This window comes from Longispora urticae (assembly GCF_053902585.1).
The window spans coordinates 22,495-45,019 of the sequence record NZ_JAQZSH010000002.1 but is presented as its reverse complement, the minus strand read 5'-3'; the positions used below and the strand labels follow the sequence as shown (position 1 = coordinate 45,019).

At 71.8% G+C, this 22,525-nt stretch carries 25 protein-coding genes and 1 tRNA gene; 16 read left to right on the top strand and 10 right to left on the bottom strand.

What is annotated here, in order from left to right:
- Nucleotide 1: 1 nt before the first annotated feature.
- Nucleotides 2-589, bottom strand: coding sequence for a TMEM165/GDT1 family protein (locus PT931_RS00315; protein ID WP_456243697.1), 588 nt, complete (start codon nt 587-589; stop codon nt 2-4).
- Nucleotides 590-668: 79 nt separating this feature from the next.
- Here PT931_RS00315 and PT931_RS00310 point away from each other — a divergent pair, with 79 nt between their 5' ends.
- The 6 genes from PT931_RS00310 (at nt 669) to PT931_RS00285 (ending at nt 4,818) form a co-directional block, all read left to right on the top strand.
- Nucleotides 669-1,082 (top strand): ACT domain-containing protein, encoded by a 414-nt coding sequence (locus tag PT931_RS00310; RefSeq protein WP_363728997.1) that lies wholly within the window; start codon nt 669-671, stop codon nt 1,080-1,082.
- A 4-nt stretch (nt 1,083-1,086) separates the two neighbouring features.
- A complete protein-coding gene (gene pheA / locus PT931_RS00305) occupies nt 1,087-1,893 on the top strand; it encodes a prephenate dehydratase (RefSeq protein ID WP_456243696.1) in 807 nt (268 codons plus the stop codon).
- 48 nt (nt 1,894-1,941) lie between these two features.
- Nucleotides 1,942-2,295, top strand: coding sequence for a metallopeptidase family protein (locus tag PT931_RS00300; protein WP_363728995.1), 354 nt, complete (start codon nt 1,942-1,944; stop codon nt 2,293-2,295).
- 89 nt (nt 2,296-2,384) lie between these two features.
- Nucleotides 2,385-2,732: a hypothetical protein gene (locus PT931_RS00295; RefSeq protein WP_456243695.1), complete on the top strand. Its 348-nt coding sequence runs from the start codon at nt 2,385-2,387 to the stop codon at nt 2,730-2,732.
- Between the two features lie 11 nt (nt 2,733-2,743).
- Nucleotides 2,744-3,982, top strand: a complete 1,239-nt coding sequence (gene serS, locus PT931_RS00290; protein WP_456243694.1) for a serine--tRNA ligase — start codon at nt 2,744-2,746, stop codon at nt 3,980-3,982.
- Nucleotides 3,979-4,818 (top strand): HAD-IIB family hydrolase, encoded by an 840-nt coding sequence (locus PT931_RS00285; protein WP_456243693.1) that lies wholly within the window; start codon nt 3,979-3,981, stop codon nt 4,816-4,818. Before serS ends, PT931_RS00285 begins: the two co-directional genes overlap by 4 nt.
- Here the strand turns inward: PT931_RS00285 and PT931_RS00280 are convergent.
- Nucleotides 4,801-5,595 (bottom strand): HAD family hydrolase, encoded by a 795-nt coding sequence (locus PT931_RS00280; protein ID WP_456243692.1) that lies wholly within the window; start codon nt 5,593-5,595, stop codon nt 4,801-4,803. The genes PT931_RS00285 and PT931_RS00280 overlap by 18 nt on opposite strands.
- Before the next feature lie 109 nt (nt 5,596-5,704).
- Between PT931_RS00280 and PT931_RS00275 the strand changes: the two genes are divergently transcribed.
- Complete coding sequence (locus tag PT931_RS00275; RefSeq protein WP_456243691.1) at nt 5,705-6,199, top strand: bacterial proteasome activator family protein; 495 nt, start codon at nt 5,705-5,707, stop codon at nt 6,197-6,199.
- 68 nt (nt 6,200-6,267) lie between these two features.
- Here PT931_RS00275 and PT931_RS00270 read toward each other — a convergent pair whose 3' ends face one another.
- A complete protein-coding gene (locus PT931_RS00270; RefSeq protein WP_456243690.1) occupies nt 6,268-7,062 on the bottom strand; it encodes an enoyl-CoA hydratase-related protein in 795 nt (264 codons plus the stop codon).
- A gap of 16 nt (nt 7,063-7,078) precedes the next feature.
- On the opposite strand from PT931_RS00270, the gene PT931_RS00265 reads away from it, so the two are divergent.
- The 4 genes from PT931_RS00265 to PT931_RS00250 are packed head-to-tail and all read left to right on the top strand — an operon-like array spanning nt 7,079 to nt 13,050.
- Entirely contained in the window at nt 7,079-7,786 is a 708-nt protein-coding gene (locus PT931_RS00265) for an alpha/beta hydrolase family protein (protein ID WP_456243903.1), read from the top strand.
- 32 nt (nt 7,787-7,818) lie between these two features.
- Nucleotides 7,819-10,080 carry an acetate--CoA ligase family protein gene (locus tag PT931_RS00260; protein WP_456243689.1) on the top strand — a complete coding sequence of 754 codons (2,262 nt, stop codon included), beginning with the start codon at nt 7,819-7,821 and terminating at the stop codon, nt 10,078-10,080.
- A gap of 1 nt (nt 10,081) precedes the next feature.
- On the top strand, nt 10,082-11,515 hold the full coding sequence (locus PT931_RS00255; protein WP_456243688.1) for an AMP-binding protein: 1,434 nt from the start codon (nt 10,082-10,084) through the stop codon (nt 11,513-11,515).
- A gap of 50 nt (nt 11,516-11,565) precedes the next feature.
- On the top strand, nt 11,566-13,050 hold the full coding sequence (locus PT931_RS00250) for an acyl-CoA mutase large subunit family protein (RefSeq protein ID WP_456243687.1): 1,485 nt from the start codon (nt 11,566-11,568) through the stop codon (nt 13,048-13,050).
- Between the two features lie 24 nt (nt 13,051-13,074).
- On the opposite strand, the gene PT931_RS00245 is transcribed toward PT931_RS00250, so the two are convergent.
- Nucleotides 13,075-13,827, bottom strand: coding sequence for a class I SAM-dependent methyltransferase (locus PT931_RS00245; protein WP_456243686.1), 753 nt, complete (start codon nt 13,825-13,827; stop codon nt 13,075-13,077).
- A gap of 137 nt (nt 13,828-13,964) precedes the next feature.
- Between PT931_RS00245 and PT931_RS00240 the strand changes: the two genes are divergently transcribed.
- Both PT931_RS00240 and PT931_RS00235 read left to right on the top strand, forming a co-directional pair.
- Nucleotides 13,965-14,660, top strand: a complete 696-nt coding sequence (locus PT931_RS00240; RefSeq protein WP_456243685.1) for a glycosyltransferase family 2 protein — start codon at nt 13,965-13,967, stop codon at nt 14,658-14,660.
- Between the two features lie 98 nt (nt 14,661-14,758).
- Nucleotides 14,759-15,688 carry a hypothetical protein gene (locus PT931_RS00235; protein ID WP_456243684.1) on the top strand — a complete coding sequence of 310 codons (930 nt, stop codon included), beginning with the start codon at nt 14,759-14,761 and terminating at the stop codon, nt 15,686-15,688.
- 57 nt (nt 15,689-15,745) lie between these two features.
- Here the strand turns inward: PT931_RS00235 and PT931_RS00230 are convergent, their stop codons facing one another.
- Together PT931_RS00230 and PT931_RS00225 are read right to left on the bottom strand one after the other, a co-directional pair.
- Nucleotides 15,746-16,609 carry a transketolase family protein gene (locus PT931_RS00230; RefSeq protein ID WP_456243683.1) on the bottom strand — a complete coding sequence of 288 codons (864 nt, stop codon included), beginning with the start codon at nt 16,607-16,609 and terminating at the stop codon, nt 15,746-15,748.
- Nucleotides 16,602-17,273 (bottom strand): transketolase, encoded by a 672-nt coding sequence (locus PT931_RS00225; RefSeq protein ID WP_456243682.1) that lies wholly within the window; start codon nt 17,271-17,273, stop codon nt 16,602-16,604. Before PT931_RS00225 ends, PT931_RS00230 begins: the two co-directional genes overlap by 8 nt.
- A 50-nt stretch (nt 17,274-17,323) precedes the next feature.
- Between PT931_RS00225 and soxR the strand changes: the two genes are divergently transcribed.
- Nucleotides 17,324-17,755 carry a redox-sensitive transcriptional activator SoxR gene (gene soxR, locus PT931_RS00220; RefSeq protein WP_456243681.1) on the top strand — a complete coding sequence of 144 codons (432 nt, stop codon included), beginning with the start codon at nt 17,324-17,326 and terminating at the stop codon, nt 17,753-17,755.
- Nucleotides 17,756-17,799: 44 nt separating this feature from the next.
- On the opposite strand, the gene PT931_RS00215 is transcribed toward soxR, so the two are convergent.
- Entirely contained in the window at nt 17,800-18,759 is a 960-nt protein-coding gene (locus tag PT931_RS00215; RefSeq protein ID WP_456243680.1) for an NAD(P)H-quinone oxidoreductase, read from the bottom strand.
- 66 nt (nt 18,760-18,825) lie between these two features.
- Nucleotides 18,826-19,083: a hypothetical protein gene (locus PT931_RS00210; RefSeq protein WP_456243679.1), complete on the bottom strand. Its 258-nt coding sequence runs from the start codon at nt 19,081-19,083 to the stop codon at nt 18,826-18,828.
- Nucleotides 19,084-19,419: 336 nt separating this feature from the next.
- Between PT931_RS00210 and PT931_RS00205 the strand changes: the two genes are divergently transcribed.
- Nucleotides 19,420-19,502 (top strand) — tRNA-Ser (locus PT931_RS00205).
- A 39-nt stretch (nt 19,503-19,541) separates the two neighbouring features.
- Here the strand turns inward: PT931_RS00205 and PT931_RS00200 are convergent.
- On the bottom strand, nt 19,542-20,330 hold the full coding sequence (locus PT931_RS00200) for an IucA/IucC family C-terminal-domain containing protein (RefSeq protein ID WP_456243678.1): 789 nt from the start codon (nt 20,328-20,330) through the stop codon (nt 19,542-19,544).
- 219 nt (nt 20,331-20,549) lie between these two features.
- On the opposite strand from PT931_RS00200, the gene PT931_RS00195 reads away from it, so the two are divergent.
- Nucleotides 20,550-21,155, top strand: a complete 606-nt coding sequence (locus PT931_RS00195; protein ID WP_456243677.1) for an NADPH-dependent F420 reductase — start codon at nt 20,550-20,552, stop codon at nt 21,153-21,155.
- Nucleotides 21,156-21,202: 47 nt separating this feature from the next.
- On the opposite strand, the gene PT931_RS00190 is transcribed toward PT931_RS00195, so the two are convergent.
- On the bottom strand, nt 21,203-22,315 hold the full coding sequence (locus tag PT931_RS00190; RefSeq protein ID WP_456243676.1) for a globin domain-containing protein: 1,113 nt from the start codon (nt 22,313-22,315) through the stop codon (nt 21,203-21,205).
- Nucleotides 22,316-22,525 lie beyond the last annotated feature (210 nt).

Here is a 22,525-nt window from a genome sequence, read left to right as displayed (position 1 = left end):
TCTAGAGCAGCCTGAGCAGCTCGTAGAGGGCGAAGAGGGCGAAGCCCGCGAAGAGTACCGCCGCACCGCGCTGGATCCAGCGCAGCGGCACGTACCGGAGCACGGCCCGCCCGAGCAGTACCGCCACGGCGGCGACCCCGACGAGCGCGACGAACGCTCCGAGGAACACCTCCACCGGCGCCTGGTAGCGCGCGGCCATCGCGGCCGTGGCCAGTTGCGAGGCGTCGCCCCACTCCGCCGCGAACAGCACCCCGAAGCTGGTCAGCGCGATCCGCCACCAGGGCGCCTCGACGTGCCGGGCGTTCTCGGCCTCGTCGACGGGTTGGCGGCTCTCCCGGTAGAGCAGGAACGCGCCGACGGCGAAGAGCACGAGGACGGCGCCGAGTACGACGGCCTGGGGCAGCAGGGTCAGTACCGAACCGGCGGCCACCGCGATGCCGGACTGCACGGCGAAGGCGGCCGACACGCCCGCGAGTACGGGCCCCGGGCGGTAGCGGCTCGCCAGGACCAGGGTCGCCATCAGCGTCTTGTCCGGCAGCTCGACCAGGAAGATCAGCAGCAGGGTGGCGCCTAGCGCGGTGAACTCCACGTACCGAGACTAGGGGTGCGACCTGGGTCACCTGGGACGCATCGCCACGGTGCGGCTCCGAACCCGTACGCTTCGTTGCGTGTTGGACTTGGACCTCTTCCCCGGTGAGTACGCCATCTGCCGTCTGCCGGCCGGTTCCGCCGTGCCGCCCGCACTGGTGGAGGCCGCCACGTCCGGGAAACCGGGCCAGGCCGTGTCGGTGACGTGGACGCCGTTCGAGACGAGCGTGATGTGCCCGGCCGAGTTCGCGCCGGCCGCCGCGACCGTGGAGCCCGGGTGGCGCTGCTTCCGGGTGAACGGCCCGGTGAACCTCGCGCTGACCGGGATAGTGGCCGCCTTCTCGGTGCCGCTCGCCGACGCGCGGGTCAACATCTTCTGCTTCTCGACGTACGACACCGACTACCTTCTGGTGAACTCGGTGCGGCTCGGCGAGGCGATCGCCGCGCTGACCGAGGCCGGTCACCGGCTGACGGGTGACCTTCCGCAAGAATGACCGGGTGAAGTACGCGTATCTCGGACCCGCCGGCACGTTCACCGAAGCCGCCCTGCGCACGTTCGCGGGGCCCTCAGACGAGCTGGTGGCGTGCCGGAGCGTCCCGGAGGCCCTCGACGCCGCCCGGGACGGCCAGGTCGACGCCGCGCTGGTCCCGCTGGAGAACTCGGTGGGCGGCGGGGTGGACATCACCCTGGACGAGCTGCTCGCCGGCCACCTGGTGATCACCCGCGAGGTGCTGCTGCCCGTCGAGTTCGTGCTGGTGGGCGCGCCGGATCCGGACCGGGTCGGGGCGCACCCGCAGGCCTCCGCGCAGTGCCGGGGCTGGCTGCGCGACCACCTGCCCGACGCGACCGTGGTGGACATGCTGTCCAACGCCGCCGCGGCGATCGCGGTCCGGGACGGCGAACTGCCCGCCGCGGTCACGTCCCCGCTGGCCGCCGAGCAGAACGGGCTGCCCCCGCTGGCGGAGAACATCGGGGACCACCCGGCGACCACCCGCTTCGTGCTGGTGGCCCCGCCCGGGGCCCCGGGCGCGCCGACGGGGCACGACCTGACCACGCTGGTCGTCCACATCGCACACGACCAGGTGGGCGCGCTGCTGCGGGTACTCACCGAGTTGGCGATCCGGGGCGTGAACCTGACCCGGATCGAGTCCCGCCCGACGGGGGAGGCCCTGGGCCGGTACGCGTTCTTCCTCGACTGCCAGGGGCACATCGCCGACAGGCCGCTCACCGAGACGATGCGGGCGCTGGAGATGTTCTGCGCCAAGGTGACGTTCCTCGGCAGCTACCCCAGCGGCGGGCGGTAGCGGCCCGACCGCGAGCCACGGGCGCTCCGGCGAGATAGCGTCACGGGCATGCCTGTCGAGATGAGCCGTGCACGGTTCGAGGAACTGGTCGCCGACGCCCTGGACGAGGTCCCGGACGAGCTGATGAGGTTGCTGGACAACGTGGTGGTGCTCGTCGAGGACAAGGGGCCGGCCGACGACCCGGACCTCCTCGGCCTGTACGAGGGCTTCGCGCTCACCGAACGCGGCTGGGACTACTCGGGCGCCCTCCCGGACCGGATCACCATCTACCGGCTGCCCACGCTGGCGATCTGTGAGACCGAAGAGGACGTGATCGAGGAGGTGTCGGTGACCGTGGTGCACGAGATCGCCCACCACTTCGGCATCGACGACGCTCGGTTGCACGAACTCGGTTGGGATTAAACGGCCGTTCGGCCGTTGTCATCAAGTCATCGCTCAGCGTCAATAGACGTATGTGGCGGACGGGGCTCCTGTGCATTGCTGTCGGCACCGTGGCCGAGGTGGTGGGCCTGATGCTGCCCTGGAACGAGGGCATGTCGCTGGCGACGGTGCTGACCTGGCCGAGCGCCGAGGCGAACCGGCTCCCGTTGGGGCTGGTCGGGGCGGTGGCCTCGTTCGGGGTGGCGCTCTGGGTGCTGGCCGGCAGTGGGGGCCTCGGACTGCGGCGCGCCCTGTTGTTGATCACCGGATTGGTACAGTTCGGCGGGCTTGTTTCGCTTTTGACAGTGAGTGATGCGGTCGGGGTGTGGATCTTCGCCGCCGGGGCCGCCGTCGTGCTGCTCGGCGGGTTGATCGCATACCGCACGAACCCGAGTGCGGACGAATTGGCCGCCCGGTAGCCTTGGTCAACATGATTGACCTGCGCCTGCTGCGCGAGAACCCGGAGACCGTCCGAGCGAGCCAACGAGCCCGGGGCGAGTCGGAATCGGCCGTCGACGTCCTACTTGCCGCCGACGAGTCCCGGCGGCACGCGGTCGCCCACTTCGAGGGGCTGCGCGCCGAGCAGAAGGTGCTCGGCAAGCAGGTCGCGAGCGCCAAGGGCGACGAGAAGGCGGCCCTGCTGGCCCGGACCAAGGACCTGTCGAACGAGGTCAAGGCGGCCGACGCTGCGGTCAACGAGGCCGAGGTGGCGCTGCGGGCGGCCCAGTTCGCCATCCCGAACATCGTGCAGGGCGCGCCGCCCGGGGGCGAGGACGACTACCTCGTGATCCGCGAGGTCGGCGAGCAGCAGCCGGCGGGCTTCGACCACCTGGCGCTCGGCGAGAAGCTCGGCGCGATCGACATGGAACGCGGCGCGAAGGTCTCGGGCTCGCGGTTCTACTTCCTCACCGGCCCCGGCGCGCTGCTCCAGCTCGCGCTCCTCCAGCTCGGCATGAACCAGGCCGTGGAGTACGGGTTCACGGCCATGATCACGCCCTCGCTGGTCAAGCCGGAGTCGATGGAGGGCACCGGGTTCCTCGGCTCGCACGCCAGCGAGGTCTACCACCTGCCCGCCGACGACCTGTACCTGGTCGGGACGAGCGAGGTGGCCCTGGCCGCGTACCACAAGGACGAGATCCTCGACGTGACCGAGGCGAAGCGCTACGCCGGCTGGTCGTCGTGCTACCGCCGCGAGGCCGGCAGCTACGGCAAGGACACCAAGGGCATCATCCGGGTGCACCAGTTCGACAAGGTGGAGATGTTCTCCTACGTCGCCGAGGAGCACGCCGCCGAGGAGCACCTGCGCCTGCTCGCCTGGGAGGAGGAGCTGCTCGGCAAGCTGGAGCTGTCGTACCGGGTGATCGACGTGGCGGCGGGCGACCTGGGTTCGAGCGCGGTGCGCAAGTTCGACTGCGAGGCGTGGGTGCCGTCGCAGCAGCAGTACCGCGAGGTCACCAGCACCTCGAACTGCACCACCTTCCAGGCGCGCCGGCTCAACATCCGGCACCGCGACGCCGAGGGCAAGACCAAGCCGGTCGCCACCCTCAACGGCACCCTGGCCACCACCCGGATGCTCGTGCCGCTCCTGGAGCAGCACCAGCAGCCCGACGGCACGGTGCGGGTGCCCAAGGCGCTGCAGCCGTTCCTGGGCGGTCGGGAAACACTGTGACAGCCCGGGCGCCGCGGCTGGTCGTGCTCGACCTGGACGGCACCGTCGTGCCGTACTCGGGGAAGTTCCTCGAGCCCAGTCCGCGGGTCCGTAAGGCCATCGCCCGCGCGATCGAGGCCGGCGCGACGGTCACCGTCGCGACCGGCCGGGCGGTGTGGACCACGCTGCCCACGGTCCGGATGCTCGGCCTGGCCGGGATCGAACTGGTCTGCTCCGACGGGGCGGTCGGCTACGACCTGGACAGCGACGAGGTCATCTTCCGGGAGCTGATCGACCCGCGCCCGGCCGTCGCGGCGCTCGCGGCCTGCGCGCCCGACGCCGGCTTCGCCGTCGAGCACGGCACCGACGGGTACCTGTACACGGCGGAGTTCCCCCTGGAGCACGCCATCGGGTACCTGCGCGAGGTCTCCCTCGACGAGCTGGTCGCCCAGCCCACGGCCCGGCTGATCTGCCGGGTCGCGGGCGACCTGCACACCGAGCACACCACGCTGGAGGACCTGCGGGCGCGCCGCCGGGAGGCGGAACTACTGCTGGGCCGCGCCGGGCTCTCCGCCGACGAGTACCACGTGGAGCTGGGTTATTCGGGGTGGATGGACATCACCCGGGTGGGCGTGAACAAGGGCAGCGGGGTGGCCCGGATCGCGGCCAACCTGGGGATCACCGCCGAGGAGACCCTCGTGATCGGGGACGCGGGCAACGACCTGGCCATGTTCGCGTGGGCCGGGCACGCGGTCGCGATGGGCCAGGCCGCCGACCCGATCAAGGCCGCCGCCGACGAGGTCACCGCCTCCGTCGAGGAGGACGGGGTCGCGCTGGTCCTAGAGAAGCTTTTCTAGGTACGCGGCCACGCCGTCCTCGTCGTTGCTCAAGGTGACCTCGTCCGCGAGGGCCAGCACCTCGCGGTGCGCGTTGGCCACGGCGATCCGCCGACCGGCCCAGCCCAGCATGGGCACGTCGTTCGGCGCGTCCCCGAAGACCAGCACGTCCGCCGGGTCGATGCCGAGCGCGGTGGTGATCACGGCCAGGCCGGTGGCCTTGGTGACCCCCGGCGGGGTCAGCTCCAGGTAGCCGGTGCCGGCCTCGGTCACCTCGCACAGCGACGGCGGCACCACGCCCCGGGCCACGGCCAGCAGTTCGTCCGGCGTCAGGCCCTCGGCGCGGACGAACACCTTCAGCACCGGCCCGGACAGCGCGTCGGTCCGCGACATCGGCCGCCACGAGGTGTCGGTGAACGGCCAGCTCGGCCCCGGGTCCCCCCACAGCGGACCCTCGGGGGAGATGTCGGCCTCCACAGTGACGTGCACCGGACCGACCTCGGCCTCGATCAGGTCGATGGCCTTGGCGAACACGGTGCCGTCGAGGGAGGTCTCCCGCAGCCACCGGCCGGAGGAGTTGTCCAGCACGTACCCGCCCTGGGCCAGGGCGAGGAAGCTGGCTGCCGGGATGTCCTGCCGGCACAGCTCGATGAGTCGCGGGCCGCGGCCGGTGACCCCGACGATGGGGATTCCGGCGGCCCGCACCCGGTCGAGAACCCTGCGGGTGCGCAGGCTGACCGTGCCATCGGTACGAACGAGAGTTCCGTCGAGGTCCGTTGCGATGAGCAGTGGCGTCATTTTCCGACGTTAGCTCACTTGGTCACCCTACGTAGTGACCTCTTCTGGTGAATTTTCGCGGTCCGCCCGGTGGTCCCCGGTGGTCCGGACGCTGAGGCAGGATAGGTACATGACAGAGCAGCCGCGTGAGCAGCAGATCATCCTGGTCGGGAGCGACGACGACAACGACCCTTCGCGTCTGGTCGAGCAGCCGGCGAAGGTCATGCGGATCGGCAGCATGATCAAACAGCTTCTCGAAGAGGTCCGCGTGGCACCGCTGGACGAGGCGGGCCGCCGGCGCCTCAAGGAGATCCACCACCGGTCCATCGCCGAGCTGGAGGACGGGCTCGCGCCCGAGCTGCGCGACGAGTTGGAGCGGTTGTCCCTGCCGTTCACCGAGGACGAGGTGCCCTCGGAGGCGGAGCTGCGGATCGCCCAGGCGCAGCTCGTCGGGTGGCTGGAGGGGCTGTTCCACGGCATCCAGGCGGCGTTGATGGCGCAGCAGATGGCGGCCCGGATGCAGCTGGAGCAGATCCGGCGGGGGCCGGCCGCGTTGCCGCCCGGGCCGGGTGGGGGCGGCGGGCAGGACGGGCCGGGGCAGAGCCGGACCGGTCAGTACCTGTAGCAGGGTCTTTCTGGTGTCGGGGAGCGTCGTCGCCCGGGTTCGGGTGACGGGCTCCCCGACATTGTCGATCAGCGGTAGGGGTCGAAGTCCGGCTTCCGCTTCTCGGCGAACGCGTTCGCACCCTCGGCGGCCTCGTCCGTGTGGCTGAACAGCTCCAGCCCGTCGAAGGCCAGGTGCGACAGGCCGGCCAGGTGGTCGGAGTCCGCGTTGAACGAGTGCTTGAGGAAGCGCAGCGCGGTCGGCGAGTAGCTGGCGATCTGCCGGCCCCAGTCCATCGCGGCCTCGTGCAGTTCCGCGCCAGGCACGATCTTGTTGACGAGTCCCCAGTTCAGGGCCGTGTCGGCGTCGATCAGCTCCAGGAGGAACCACAGCTGCCGGGCCCGCTTCTCGCCGATCACCCGCGCCAGGTACGCCGAGCCGAAGCCCGCGTCGAACGACCCCACCCGGGGCCCCGACTGCCCGAACCGCGCGTGGCTCGCCGCGATCGTCAGGTCGCACAGCACGTGCAGGACGTGCCCGCCGCCCACCGCGACCCCGTTCACGGCCGCGATCACCGGCTTGGGGATGTCGCGGATCATCCGGTGCAGCCGCTCGATCTCGAACGTGCCCCACTCGGTCGGCCCGTAGCTGCCGGTCTCGGCGCGTTCCTTCACGTCGCCGCCCGCGCAGAACGCCCGGTCGCCCGCGCCGGTCAGGATCACGACGGCCACGTCCCGGGCCGCCCACGCGGTCTTGAAGGCGTGGATCAGCTCGTCGACGGTGCGGCCCCGGAAGGAGTTCATCCGGTCGGGGCGGTCGATGGTGATGGTCGCGACCCGGTCGGCGACCGCGTAGCGGATATCGGTGTACTCAACGGTCGTCACGCGCACACGATAACCTCTGGCCGTGGATCCTCGAGAGGTGTTGACCCGCCCCGCGCCGGCCCCCGACTTCACCGGGGCGTACGGCGACCATCCTGACCAGGTGTTCGACGTCCGGGGCGCCGGGCCGCTGCTGGTGTTCGTGCACGGCGGCTTCTGGCGGGCGGAGTACGACCGGGCGCATGTCGGGCCGCTGTCCGCCGGGTTCGCCGCCGAGGGCTTCCGGGTGGCGACCATCGAGTTCCGCCGGACCGGTCAGCCCGGTGGCGGCTGGCCGGGCACCTTCGACGACATCACGCTGGCGCTCGCCGAGGTGCCCCGGATCCTGGGTCAGGAGTTGGCGCTGGTGTCCGGGCACTCGGCCGGCGGGCACCTGGCGCTGTGGGCTTCCGTGGACTGTCCGGTGCTCGCCCTCGCGCCGGTGACCGGGCTCGCCGGGGCGCACGACCTCGACGACCGGGCCGCGCACCTGCTGCTCGGCGGCGGGCCGGACGAGGTGCCGGAGCGGTACGCGTTCGCCGAGCCCTCGCGGGCGGGCACGCTGGTGCACGGGACGGAGGACCGGCAGGTGCCGGTGGACCTGTCGCTGGCGTACGCGGCCCGGACCGGCTCGCGGCTCGTGGAGCTGCCGGGTGTGGAGCACTTCGGGCTGATCGACCCGCTGTCGACGGCGTGGCCGACGGTACTCGCCGAGGCCCGGGCTCTCATCGGTATGTTGGGTTCTTGACGGCCGCAACGAAAGCGTGACACGCTTCGGGCGTGGCTGGACTGTCGATGTTGTGGTCGGCGCGCTCCATCGCGGTCGTCGGGGCCTCGGGCCGCGCGGGCTCGCTGGGGCGGCTCCCGGTGGAGTACCTCCTCCGATTCGGATTCGCCGGTCGAATCCTCCCGATCAACCCGACGGCCACCGAGATCTGCGGCCTGCCCGCCTACCCGAACCTCGCCGCCGCCGGCCCCGTCGACCTGGCCCTGATCATGGTCGGGGCGGACAAGGCCGTCGCGGCGGTGGCGGAGTGCGCCGCGCACGGGGTGCCGGTGGCGATCGTGGGCGCGTCCGGATTCGCCGAGGCCGGGGACGCCGAGCTCCAGGCGGCCCTGCTGGCGGCCCGGGGGGACACCCGGATCCTCGGCCCGAACTGCATCGGGGCGGCGGCGCTGGGCACCGGGCTGGTGGCGAGCTTCAGCCCGTGGTTCGGCGGCGGGGCGACCACCCTGGGCCCGACCGTCGGTGCGCCGGGCGTGCGCGGCCCGGGTTCCGAACCCGGCGTCCCGGGCGGCGCGGGCTCGGCGGCGCCCACCGGAGAGCCGGGGCCGCGTGGCGGATCGACCCTCCAGGGCACGCACACGAACACGCGTGGCGGTGCGGGCCGGACCCCTGTCGCAGGGATCGCGCTCGTCAGTCAGAGCGGCGCGCTCGGCTTCGGCGCGGCCAGCCTCGCCGTCGAGCGCGGACTCCCCCTCGGCTGGGTCGTCACCACCGGCAACGAGGCCGACGTCACCGCGCTGGAGGTCCTCACGGAACTCGCCGCCGAACCCGACTGCGTGGGCCTGCTCGGCTACGTCGAGTCCCTCCGCGACGGCCCGGCCCTCCGCCGGCTCGCGGCCCTGGGCAAACCCGTCGCGCTGCTGGTCGCGGGCCGTTCGGCGGCCGGTCGCCGGGCGGCCGCCTCGCACACCGGGGCACTGGCCGGGGACGATCGGGTGGTGGACGCGGCCCTGCGCCAGCTCGGCATCACCCGGGTCGCGGACGTGGACGACCTGCTGGACGCGGGTGAGGCGTTCGCCGCCGCCCGCCGGACCACCGGGGAGACCGCACGCCCCGGGCGGGCGCGGGTCGCCGACTACGCCGAGCCCCGCCGTCCGGGGCCGCCCCGGATCGCCGTGGTCACCACCTCCGGCGGGTCCGGCATCCTCGCCGCCGATGCGATCGAGTCCGCCGGCCTCACCCTCGCGGACCTCGCCCCGGACACCCGGGCGGCGCTGGACGAGATCGTGCCCGTCTTCGGGAGTACCGAGAACCCGATCGACGTCACCGCGACCGTGATGCGCGACCGCACCCTCGTGGAACGCTGTCTGCGCGCGGTCGACCGGGACCCGGGGGTCGACGCGGTCGCGTTGTGCTTCTGCGTCCTGACCGGCGACGACGTCACCGGCATCGTGGAAGCCCTCACGCACGTCACCAAGCCGGTCGTGGTGGCCCGCACGGGTGCCGAGCACCTGGCCCCGACGGCCACCGCCATGCTCCGCCGCCTGGGCGTGGCCACCTTCCCGACCCCGGCCCGGGCGATCCGGGCCCTGGCGGCCACCCTCACGACGCCGGAGCCGGAGCCGGAGCCCACCGACCCCGGGACCGCCACGCCCGCGCCCACCGGCTCCGAGCCCGCAGCCGACCAGTCCCCCAGCCCCGAGGCACCCGACGCGCGGCAGTCGGCCCCGGTCACCGACGAATGGCAGCTCAAAGCCGCCCTGGCCCAGGCCGGCGTCCCCGTCCCCCGCGGCCACTTCCTCGACTCCCCCGCCGACTTCGACTTCGAGCGCGCCGTCCTCAAGGCCGTCGCCCCGGGCCTCGTGCACAAGACCGAGGCGGGCGGCGTGATCCTGAACGTCACGAGGGAATCCGTGGCGGAGGCGTACCAGACAATCAGGAGGATCGGCCGGGTCTGGGCCGAGGAGCAGGTCGACGGCGGGGTGGAGGTCCTGGTCGGGATCGCGCCGAGCCCGCTGGGCCGGGTGCTGACGATCGGCGCGGGCGGCACCCTCGCCGAGCTGCTCGACGACGTGGCGATCCGGCTGCTGCCCGCCGATCCGGAGAGCATGCTGGCGGAGCTGAAGATCAGAAAACTGCTCGACGGGTACCGGGGGAAGCCGCCCCTCGACACCCCCGCACTGCTCGACGTCGTACGCCGGCTGGTGCGCCTCACCGCGCACTGGCCCGGCGACGTGGCCGTCGAGCTGAACCCCGTTCTCGTCCGTGAACACGGTGCGGTCGTCCTCGACGCCGTAGCCGTCAGGGAGGTCTGAAGTGGATGTCGGCACTCTGGTGACCCGGGCGGCCCGGCGGTACGCCGACCGGATCGCGCTGGACGGCCCCCAGGGCACCCAGACCTTCGCGGAGCTGGGGGACAGGGTGCACCGCCTGGCGCGCGGCCTGCTCGACCTGGGCCTGCGGCCGGGGGACCGGGTGCTGGACCTGCAGCCGAACCAGAACACGTACGTGGAGACGGATCTGGCGTTGGCGACGGCCGGGCTGGTCCGGGTGGCGCTGAACTACCGGCTGCACCCGGACGACTGGGCCCGGATCGCGGAGGACTCGGGTGCGGTGGGCATCATCCGCGACCCCCGGTACGACCCGGGCTTCGACCTGCCCTACCAGGTGGTGATCGGCGAGAACTACGACCGGATCCTGGCCCCGGGCGCGGTGGACGCGCACCACGACCTGGTGAGCCTGAACTACACGTCGGGTACGACGGGCCGGCCGAAGGGCGTCCGCCGCACGCACCGCAACCGGTACGCGAGCCTGATGAACATGACCTACGACGTCCTGGGCGGCCCGCCCGGCCCGGACGACGTGTACCTGCACGCCGGCCCGATCACGCACACGTCCGGGCTGTTCCTGCTGCCGTTCCTCGCGGCGGGCGCGACCCAGGTGATCCTGCCGCAGTTCGACGCGGCGTCGGTGGTGGACGCGGTGCGCACGAAGGGGGTCACGCACACGGCGCTGGTGCCGACGATGGTGGCCCGGCTGCTGGCGACGGGCGAGGCGCTGCCGGAGCTGCGGATGCTCGCGTACGCGGGCGCGCCGATGCCCCCGGAGCAGATCCGGCAGGCGATGGCGCACCTGACCCCGAACCTGGTGCAGTACTACGGCCTGGTCGAGGCCATCCCGCCGGTGACGATCCTGGACGCGGCCGACCACGCGCGCGACGACCTGCTGAGCAGCGCGGGCCGGCCGGGGATCGGGGTGGACCTGCGGATCGTCGACGAGGAGGGCCGGCCGGTCGCCGACGGCGAGATCGGCGAGGTGGTGACGCGCGGCGAGCACGTGATGGGCGGGTACTGGGGCGAGGCCGGCGACACGCACCGGGTCGTCCGGGACGGCTGGCTGCACACCGGTGACCTGGGCCGGATCGAGCAGGACCGGCTGTGGCTGGTCGACCGCAAGGGCGACATGATCATCACGGGCGGGTACAACGTGTACCCGAGCGAGGTCGAGGCCGTGATCGCCGAGGTGCACGGCGTGCGCGAGGTGGCCGTGATCGGCGTGCCGGACCCGGACTGGGGGCAGCGGATCGTCGCGCTCTACACGGGCACCGCGACGCCGGAGGACGTGGACAAGCACTGCCGGAGCCGGCTGGCCAGCTTCAAGAAGCCGAAGGAGATCCACGCCCGGGCGGACTTCCCGCTCAACTCCACCGGCAAGATCGCGAAGAACGTGCTGCGGGGCGAGTATGTCTGAGCGCGCGGCACCCCCGAGCCGACGGCGGCCCACGAAGCGAGGGGCGGCACATGTCTGAGCAGCCCGGCCAGTTCCCCTACACCCGGGGGATCAGCGACACCGCCAAACCCTGGATCATGGGCCAGTACGCGGGCTTCGGCTCGCCGGCCCAGTCCAACGCGCGGTTCCGGAGCCTGCTCGACCAGGGGGTCACCGGGTTCTCCGTCGCGCTGGACCTGCCCACCCAGCTCGGGCTCGACTCCGACGACCCGAAGGCGCTCGGCGAGGTCGGCCGGGTCGGGGTCGCCATCGACTCGCTGGCCGACATCGAGATCCTGATGGCCGGCATCCCGCTGGAGAAGATCAGCCAGGTCAGAACGACCGCCAACTCCATCGGGTACCTGTGGACGGCGTTGTTCACGGCCCTGGCGGAGACCCGTGGCGTACACCCCAATGATTTCGGGTTGTTCATCCAGAACGACGTGTTGAAGGAGTTCGTCGCCCGGGGCACGCAGATCTTCCCGCCCGCGCCCTCGCTGCGGCTGGCCGTGGACACGATCGAGCACTGCGTGCGGCACACCCCGCGCTGGGTGCCCCTGGCCATGTCCGGCTACCACATCCGCGAGGCCGGTTCGAACGCCGCGCAGGAGATCGGCTACACCTTCGCCAACGCCATCGCCTACCTGGACGAGTGCGTGCGCCGGGGCCTGTCCGTGGACGCCGTGGCCCCGACCCTGTTCACGTTCCTGTCGGTGAACATGGACGTGCTCGCCGAGATCGCCAAGCTCCGCGCGGCCCGCCGGGTCTGGGCGAACCTCGTCCGGACGCGGTACGGCACGAAGGACCCGAGGAGCGAGCAGCTCCGGATCTTCGCGTTCACGGCCGGCAGCTCCCTGACCGCCCAGCAGCCGCTCAACAACGTGGTCCGGGCGACCGCCGAGATGATCGCCGCGGCCCTGGGCGGCATCCAGACCATGCACGTGTCCGCGTACGACGAGGCGCTCGGCGTGCCCACCGAGGCCGCCGCGACCCTCGCGCTGCGTACCCAGCAGATCGTGGCCTTCGAGACCGGCCTCAACGGGGTGGTCGACCCGCTCGGTGGCGCGCCGTACGTCGAGGCGCTCACCGACGCCGTCGAACGCGACATCCTCGACGTGATGGACGCCGTGGCCCGGCGGGGCGGCGCGCTCGCCTGCATCGAGTCCGGCTACCTCGTGAGTGAGCTGTCGGACGCGGCCTACCAGCACGCCCAGGAGGTCGAGTCCGGGGTGCGCACCGTCGTCGGCGTCAACGTGTACCGGGAGCCCAAGGGGCCGCTGGACGTGTTCGCCGTGGACCCGGCCATGGAGGCCGCCCAGGTGGCCGCGGTGCGCGCCGTGCGGGCCGCCCGGGGGTCGGTGGCCGGCGTGCTCGCGGACGTCGCCGACGCGGCCAGGGGGCAGGAGAACGTCATCCCGGCGTGTACGGCGGCCGTGCGGGCCCGGGCGACGATCGGGGAGGTCGTGGCGGTGCTGCGCGGGGTCTACGGGTCCTGGCAGCCCTCTGGGACGTTCTAGGCCGGCCTCCCGGGGCCCTCGGCGCTACCGGGGCTTCGGGACCCCGCGCCGCTTCCCCGCCCTGGCCGCCGGCACCCGGGCCACCACGAACACCGACTGCCCGAACGGCGCCCAGATCCGGTCCACGAACCGGGCCACCGGGATGATGGCCGCGTCGTACAGCCGCAGGCCCAGGCCGTTGTGCGGGGTCATGCCCAGGGCGGTGGCGCTCACGTACCAGGTCAGCAGGCCGAGCGGGTTGACGTACCGCGCGATCTCCACGGTCAGCCCGGCCGCCTCGAACGCGGCGGTCACCGACTTGCGCGTGTACCGCCGCTGGTGCCCGATCGCCCGGTCGAACCTGCTCATCGCCGACGGGAACGCCGGGGCCACGGCCACCACGGTCCCGCCGGGCCGCACGAACCCCTTCATGGAGCGCAGGGCGCCCACGTCGTCGGGGATGTGCTCCAGCACGTTGAGGGAGACCACCGAGCTGTACCTCGGCTCCCGGTCCGGCTCGCTCGGCAGCCCGAGCTGGCGGACGGCGATGGTCGGGTGCTCGTGGTAGCGGGCCTTGAGCTGCGCGAACCGGTCCGGCTCGGCCTCGCTGGCCGTCATGGCGGTGAGGTGCGGGATCCACTCCTCCGCGTAGTCGCCGAGGCCGCTGCCGATCTCCAGCGGGTGGTCCCCGAGGTGCGGGAGGACGAGTTCGGCCAACCAGCGCCGGTATTTCCGGGCATCGCCCAGATCCTCCAGTACTGAGGTCTGGAGTCCGGAGTCGCCGGCAATGATGGTCACCGTAGAAAATCTGGCCTGAACGGGGGCCCATGTCAAGGAAACGGGAGCGCCACTCACACAGCGGGGGCAGTTCGTCACACCTCACCAGTGGCAGTAGTCTGTGCATGTCCTGCCGCCGATTCGCCTCGGAGCTCTCCGTGAAGCTCTCGATCCTCATGCCGGTCTACAACGAGGAAGTCCGCGTTGCCGACGCCGTCAAGCAGGCGCTCAACGTCGACTACCCGTGTGAGATCGAGCTGGTCATCGTCGATGACGGCAGCAGGGATCGCACGGTCGAGATCCTGGCCGAGGTCGACGACCCCCGGGTGAAGGTGTTCAAACACCAGCGCAACCAGGGCAAGGGCGCCGCCATCCTGACCGCCGTGCACAGCGCCTCCGGCGAGTACATGGTGATCCTGGACGCGGACCTGGAGTACGACCCGAACGACATCCCCAAGCTGCTCCAGCCGGTCCTCGACGGGCACGGCGAGGTCGTCTACGGCAACCGCAGCTTCGGCGGCCACAGCTCGTACTCGTTCTGGTACGTCATGGGCAACAAGGGCGTGACCCTCGCCGCGAACGTGCTGTTCAACTCGTACATCGGCGACCTGGAGACCTGCTTCAAGCTGATGCCGGTCGCGCTGTACAAGTCGCTGAACATCAAGTCCCGCGGCTTCGGCATGGAGGCCGAGGTGACCGGCAAGCTGCTCCGCCGGGGCGTCCGGCCCTTCGAGGTGCCGATCTCCTACCGGGCCCGGTCCCGCGAGGAGGGCAAGAAGATCACGTGGAAGGACGGCGTCGAGGCGCTCTGGATCCTGACCCGTGAGCGGGCCCGCCGGAAGCCGCGCAAGTAAAGATCAGATCACGGGCTCAACCTGGCCCCTGGTCCCGCGCGTCATTCTGGGTAGACGCACCGCCACCACCCCGACCGGGTGCGTCCGGAGGTCGACCCATGAAGACCGCCCTCACCCTCGGGCTCGCACTGGTCCTGACGCTCGCCGGCTGCTCGACCGTCCGGCCCGACGCCGCCGCCGACGCCGCGCCGACCTCCGCTCCCGCCACCACCCCGGCTCCGCTGCCCGCGCCGTCCACGCGCGTCCCGGAGGCCGCCCCCGCGTGCGGGGCGTGGCCCTGTGACTGGGCCGCCCGGTTCGAGCAGGTCAGCGCCCGGATCAAGCGCAGCCCCGGCCAGCTGGGGTTGGTGCTCCGCGACCGGGTGACGGGGGCGACGTGGTCGGCCGGGGCCGCCGATCAGACGAGCTGGACCGGCTCCACGATCAAACTCGCCATGGTGGTGTACGTCCTGGAGCAGTCCCGGGCCGGCACCGCCACCCTGAGCGCGGCCGACCGCGAGGACCTCGCCGACATGCTGTCCGTGTCCGACGACGAGGCGGCCGACCGGATCTGGGCCGACTTCGGCGAGCACGACATGCTCCCGGTGTTCCAGGACCGCTACGGCATGGCGGGGCTGGCCATGGAGGGCGAGAACGACGACTGGGGCGCGCTCGTCTGCCGGCCGGACGACCTGGCGAACCTGATGGCGTACGTGCTGGGCTCGCTGAACGGCGAGGACCGGGCGTACGTGGTCGGGGCCATGCAGCACGTCGCCGACATCCAGCACTGGGGCGTGTGGTCCGTCGGGGCGCAGCTGGAGCCGGGGGTGAAGAACGGCTGGCTGGAGGACGAGTACGACGACGAGAGCCACTGGGACACCAGCACGGTCGGGTTCGTGGGGGCCGGGCAGCGGTACATCGTGGCGATCATGTACCAGATGTCGACCGGGGAGGACTCACTCGAGCGGGGGGTACGGACGCTCAGTGACCTGTCGGCGGCGCTGTTCGGGCAGGCCACGCCGGCGCCGGCCGTGGTACGGCCGTCCTGAGGCCAGCCGGGCGGCCGCGGCCCTGGGTCCGGTGCCCCGGGGCCGCCACGGCCCGGTTCAGATCCCCAGGAACCCGCTGATCGACGCCCGCAGCCCCGCCGGGTCGAGCCCGTGCAGGCGGTCGTGGTCGTCCGGGGTGCCGTAGACCCGGTGCTCCTCCCGCCCGACCCCGAGCGACAGCAGCCGGTGCGGCCGGTCGTTGAGCGCCTCCCCGACCAGGTGCGCCGACGTCCCCGCGAGGTACGGCTCCACGACCACCACCTCCGGCCCGTCGACCAGGGTCCGCAGCCCGGTCACGTCCAGGGGTCGGGGCGTCGCCGTGTACGCCACGGTCACGGCCAGCCCCTCGGTCGCGGCGAGCACGTTGTCGAGCGTCGGCCCGACGGCCAGCACCAGAGGCCCGCCGTCGCCGCGGACCCGGTGCAGCTCCGCCGGGTGCGGCTCCCGGTTCGCCCGGGTGGACAGCCGGATGTACACCCCCTCGTCGCCGGCCACGGCGTCCCGGAGCAGCCCGGCGACCTCGCCGCCGTGGCCCGGTACGTGCACCCGCCAGCCGGGCATGGTGTCCAGCAGGGCCACGTCCCGGGGCGACATGTGGGTGTAGCCGCCCTCCGTCCAGTCGTACGACGCGCCGACGCTCACCAGGACCCCCGTGACGCCCTGGTGACCGAAGTCGAGCTTGACCTGCTCGAAGGCCCGCTCCACGAGGAACGGCGCGTACGTGTGCACGATGGGACGCAGCCCCGCCAGGGCCAGCCCGCCGGCCACCCCGACCATCAGCTGTTCGCGGATGCCGACGTTGATCAGGCGTTCGCTCGTCACGTCGGCGAACGCGGCGCGCGAGATGTCCGCGAGGACGACGGCGACCCGGGGGTTCTCGTCCAGCAGGGCCGTCGTGGTCGAGATGAAGGCTTCACGCATCTTTGGGCTCCACGAGTGCGACGACCGCGTGCGGCCGGCCGGGCAGGGGGGTGGTGAGCGCGGTCTCCAGCGCGTCCTGGTCGCGGCCGTCGACGGTGGCCGTGGACCAGCCGTTCACGGCGAACCGGGACGCGATGCCGCCGGGCCAGCCGTGGCTCGCGGAGGAGTTGTCGACCACCACGACGACGAGGTTGTCGAGGCCGATGGCCCCGGCGTACGCGATGGCCTCGTGGTTGGAGCCCTCGTCGAGCTCGGCGTCACCGAGGAGGACGTACACCCTGGGCAGGGTGAGGCCCTGGAGGCGCAGGCCCAGCGCGGTACCCGTCGCGAGGGGGAGGCCGTGGCCCAGGGAGCCGGCGGACATCTCCACGCCCGGGACCAGCATCCGGTCCGGGTGGTGGCCGAGCGGGCTGGTCACCGAGGCGGCGTCGTCCAGCCATGCGGCGGGAAAGAAGCCCTTCTCGGCGAGTACCGCGTAGTACAGCGCCGGTCCGTGCCCCTTGGAGAGGAAGAACCGGTCCCGGTCGTCGGCGTCGGGCTTGGCCGGGTCGACCCGCAGCACCCGGTCGTACAGGGTCCACAGCACGTCCATCGTGGACGTCGCGCTCGGCAGGTGCTTGTCGTCCCCTGTGAAGCGGCGGCGGAGGGCGAGGAGTTGTTCCATGCCGCTAGACTGCAAGTTAAAGTCAAGTTGAACTCAAGGGGCATGTGACGGTGGACACACTCACCATCGGCGAACTCGCGCACCGCAGCGGCGTCGCCCAGTCGGCGCTCCGGTTCTACGAGGACAAGGGCCTGATCCACTCGACCCGGACGAGCGGCAACCAGCGCCGGTACTCGCGCGCCGAACTCCGCCGGGTCTCCTTCATCCGGATCGCCCAGCAGGTCGGCCTGTCCCTCGACGAGATCGCCGCCGCGCTCGCCTCGCTGCCGGAGAACCGCACCCCGACCAAGGCGGACTGGGAGCGGCTGTCCCGGACGTGGCAGACCCGGCTGGACGAGCAGATCGCGCTCATCGAGCGGCTGCGGGACCGGCTCGCCGGGTGCATCGGGTGCGGGTGCCTGTCGCTGCGGAACTGCGCGCTGTCGAACCCGGGGGACGAGTACGGGGCCCAGGGGCCGGGGCCGCGCTTCCTCGTCAGGTAGAGGCCCGCTGGCGCCGGCCCCGGATCGTCCGCCCGGCCCCGGCGTCAGGCCCCGGTCGTCAGCAGCACCTTGCCCACGTGCTCGTTGGCCTCGACCACCCGGTGCGCCTCGGCCGCCTCGGTCATCGGCAGCCGCCGGTCCACGACGGGCCGGACCTTGCCGGCCTCGATCAGGGGCCACACGTGCTCGCGTACCTCCGCGATGATCTCTCTCTTGTTCTCGATCGGCCGGGCCCGCAGCGTCGTGCCCGCGATCCAGGCCCGCTTCGCCATCAGCCGCCGCAGGTCGAACTCCATCTTCACCCCGCCCTGGGTGCCGATCATCGTCATCCGCCCGCCCGGGGCCAGCGCCTCGATGTTGCGCGCCAGATACGCCGCGCCCATGATGTCCAGGATCACGTCCGCGCTGACCAGCTTCTCGAACTCCTCGGACCGGTAGTCGATCGTCAGGTCCGCGCCCAGCGCCCGGAGCGCCTCGTGCTTGCCGGCGCTCGCCGTCGCCGCGACCCTCGCCCCCCACGCCTTGGCCAGCTGCACCGCGAACGTGCCGATCCCGCTCGCCCCGCCGTGCACCAGGAACTGCTCGCCGGCCTTCAACCCGGCCAGGGCGAACACGTTCGACCAGACCGTCGCGGCCACCTCGGGCAGTGCGGCGGCGTCCGCCAGGGCGACATTGGCGGGTACCGGCAGCACCAGGCCCGCGTCCACGACGACCCGTTCGGCGTACCCGCCGCCGCCGAGCAGCGCGCACACCTCGTCGTCGGCGTGCCAGCCGGTGACGCCCGCGCCCAGCCCGATGATCCGGCCCGAGCACTCCAGCCCGGGCCACGCGGGCGAGCCGGCCGGCGCCGGGTACTTGCCCTGGCGTTGGAGCAGGTCCGCGCGGTTCACGGCGGAGGCCGCCACCTCGATCAGGACCTCACCGGGGCCGGGTACCGGGTCGGGGACCTCGGCCCAGGTGAGGACGTCGGGGTCGCCGAAGGTGGGGAGCGTCATCGCATGCATGACCTGAACCTAACGCGTGGCGTGCGCCCCACCGGGAGAACGGTGCCGCGCACGCCAGCGCGCCTCCTAGAACTCGAGCATGTAGCTGGTGTACCAGCCGTCGTTGGCGGTGCCGGCCCGGTCCTGGTAGGCGCAGGGGCGGCTGTAGTAGCCCTCGAGGTAGTCGGCCCGCCACTGCTCGCACGCGGCCTGCGAGGAGAAGGCGCCGGCCGTGTAGAAGATCCCGGCCTGGGCGGGGGCCTGGCCCACGAGGAGCGCGACGGCGGTCGCGGTGGTGGCGGTCGCGGTAAGGACGACGCGCCGGAGCGCACGCTTGGACAGCATTGTGAAAGATCCTCTCGATGAGGGAAAGTTGCCGAAGCGTACTCCACCTGTGTCCAATGTGGATATAGCAGGATCCGAGTCTCATCCTGGCTCGTGTCCCTGATCTGGTGAAGGCTCCGGGCGGGCTCCCGCAGCCCGGCGGCTGGTTCGCTCAGTTGGCTGATCACGGGATTCACATTCAGATCCGCTGACGTACCCGTCGTCGGTTTCCCCGCCTCTGACGTGAGCGGGAGGGGATTCCCGGCCCGGCCGTCACGGTCGGTCCCGCCGGCCCGATCGGATCTGGCAGACTAGGCGGCGGGATCGGGCAGTCTCCGGACGCGTCCGGCCCCGCCAGGAGGGCTCGCCTAGTGGCCGATGGCGCTGGTCTTGAAAACCGGTAAGGGAAACCTTCGTGGGTTCGAATCCCACGCCCTCCGCTCCAACCCCTGAGGGCCCGACGGCCCCCCCGTGCCCGGTCAGGCGGCGTGCGACTCCGCCGGCAGGCAGCACGAAGCGCATGTTTTCAGGCATTCCACCGTGAACGCCAGGCAGCACGTCCGCCGCTGGACCCGCAGGTCCCCGTCCGGCTCGCGCCGCACGTCCACCAGGTCCGCCACGTCCAGGATGTCGAGCAGCCGGCCGGCCGTGGCCAGCGCGTCGCAGGGCAGGGCCGGCGCGGCCTGGGCGACCGCGTGCGCGACCCCCGAGGCGAGCGAGCCCCACAGGGAGCGCCGGCCGACCCGGGCGTGGTAGCGCAGCTGGGTGAGCAGGGGCGCCAGGTGCTGGTCGACGAGGGTGGTGCGGAAGAGCTGGAGCAGGGCGTCCTCATCGGGTACGACCCGGACGCCGCGCTGGCCGGCCACCGGGTCGTTGGGCAGCACGGCGACGGCGAGCCGGCGCATGCCGACCGTCACGAACGGCTTGTCCGGCGACATCCGGACCAGGACGTTGCCGGCGTGCAGCAGGGGAACCCGGCGGACCGCCGCGTAGCCGAGCACGGCCGGCAGGGTGAGCCAGTAGGTGTAGGCCTTCCAGGCGAGCGCGCCGGCCGCGTGCGGGGTAGCGCCCCACGAGTCGCGAGGGCCGGCGAGCAGCTCGGTCACCGCGGTGCCGTCGGTGAAGCAGGTCGCCGGGGACCAGCCGGTCGGGTCGGCCACGACCAGGGAGTCCGCCACGCCCAGCCGGCCGCCGCGAACCGCGCGGAGCGCCGCGAGGGTGGTCAGGATCGGCTGGACGGGCGACGGGAGCGCCAGGGACGTCGTCATCTGACCACGAACAGTGATGGACTGGTACCGGATCGGAGCGCTCCAGCGGGTGCGTCGCGGCGCATGCCCACGTACTGACCTCCGACTCGACAGATTAGGGTCGCCTAACCTTAGCCGTACTCCTAGGTGATCTGCCAGTATCAACTGTCACTCGGAGTGTTATCAGGGGCGTCGGCGTGTTGTCCTGAAAAGGACAGATTTTTACTAGATCATGTCACCATGCGTATTGGGCTTATCGGCACCGGTCGGGTCGGGGCGACGCTCGCCGGGCACCTGGTCGGCGTCGGCCACCAGGTGATCCTCGCCAACTCCCGCGGCCCCCAGTCCCTGGCGAGCTGGCTCCGGGTGCTCGGTCCGCTGACGTCGGCCGACACCGTGAACGGCGCGGCCGCGACGGCGGAGCTGGTCATCCTCGCCGCCCCGTGGTGCGAGCGGACCGCCCTGCCCACCCCGTCCGCCGTCACCGGCAAGGTCGTGGTCGACGTGATGAACGCCCAGCCCGAGGACGACCTCGGCGGCCGGACGTCGAGCGCCTGGACCGCTGAGCGGCTGCCCGGCGCGCGCGTCGTGAAGGCCTTCAACGCGCTGTACTGGGAACACCTCCGCGACCAGGCCGGCCGGCCCGACCGGCGGATGATCCCGTTGTGCGGGGACGACGCCGAGGCCAAGGGGATCGTCTCGGCCATCATCGTGCAGCTCGGCTTCGCGCCGGTCGACACGGGCGACCTGCTGACCGGCTCGCTGCTCCAGGAGCCGGGTGGGTCGCTGTTCCAGCGGGACCTGACCGCTTCGGCGGCCCGTTCGGTCCTGCTGCCGGCGGCCTGAGCCGGCGCTTCGAGGCTGGCCCCAGGGCGCCCGGCCGTCGCCCGTGGCTAGTCCACATCCCCGAACGCGTCGTACCGGACCCGGAAGTCCGGGACGTTGAGGTCCCGGATCCCGCGCAGGGTCGCCTTCACCATCGAGGGCGACCCCGAGACGAAGAAGTCGTGCTCCTGCCAGGGGCCGTACCGGGCCATCACCTCGAAGGCCGTGCCCTGCTCGCCGTCGTAGTCCGGCTCGTCGCTGACCGTGGGCACCACGGACAGCCACGGGTGCCGGGCCGCGAGCCGTTCCAGCGCGCCCAGGTCGTACAGCTCCTCGCGGGTGCGTACCCCGAAGAAGAGATGTACCCAGCGGGTCCGGTTGTACGTCGCCAGCTCCTCGACGAGCGCCCGCAGCGGGGCCAGCCCGGTGCCGCCGGCCACGCAGACCACGTCCCGGGTGGAGGTGCGGTCCAGGCTCATCGTGCCCATCGGCGCGCCGATCCGGAGCACGTCGCCGGCCCGGACCTTCCAGACGAGCGCGCTGGACACCCAGCCGGCCCCGACCGCCCGGACGTGGAACTCCAGCAAGCCGTCCGCGCGGGGCGCGTTGGCGATCGAGAAGGCCCGCCAGAGCCGGGGCTGGTGCCGGCACTCGACGCTGACGTACTGGCCGGCGCGGTAGGGCAGCGGCTGCAGGGGGCGGACGACGAGAACCGCGATGTCGGAAGCCCGACGCTCGTGGCTGACCACCTCGGCGTGCCAGTACGGCGGATTGTCCTGGTCGGCGCGGGCCCCGGCGATCATGATCGAGGAGATGGCGGCGTACGCGTCGCGCCACGCCTGCTCGTGCTCATGGGTCCACTGGTCCCCGCAGTACTCCCGGAGCGCCTCGATCAGGCACCGCCCCACGACCTCGTACTGCTCCGGCAGCACGTGGAACTTGCGGTGGTCCCTACCGAGCGCTGCGAGAAACTCGGCGAAAGAGTCCGGATCGTCCACGCTTTGTACGGCGTGGACGATAGCTCCGAGTAACCGGCTCCGTTGTACGTTCATGGTGACCGGAAATAGATCGCGCAGTCGTGGTTCGGCCAGAAACATGCGTGCGTAGAAGTTACTGGCGAGCACGTCCGGTTGTTCTACAAAGGACCAGCTCTCCTTGAGTAACACCGACAATGTACTCACCTAACAGAGCATCACACCGTCACTTGTCTATATGTCGCACAGGGAGTGCGACGCGAACTGTCCATTGCGGGGATTGCCCTGACTACCGTGCGGTGGAATAGAGTCGCGTCGGCATGTGTCGTCATCGATCGACAGGTGGTTCCGCAGTGCGTGCGTACCGCAGAAAAATCTTGATTTCCCTCACGCTCGGAGCCACCGCGGTGGCTCTGA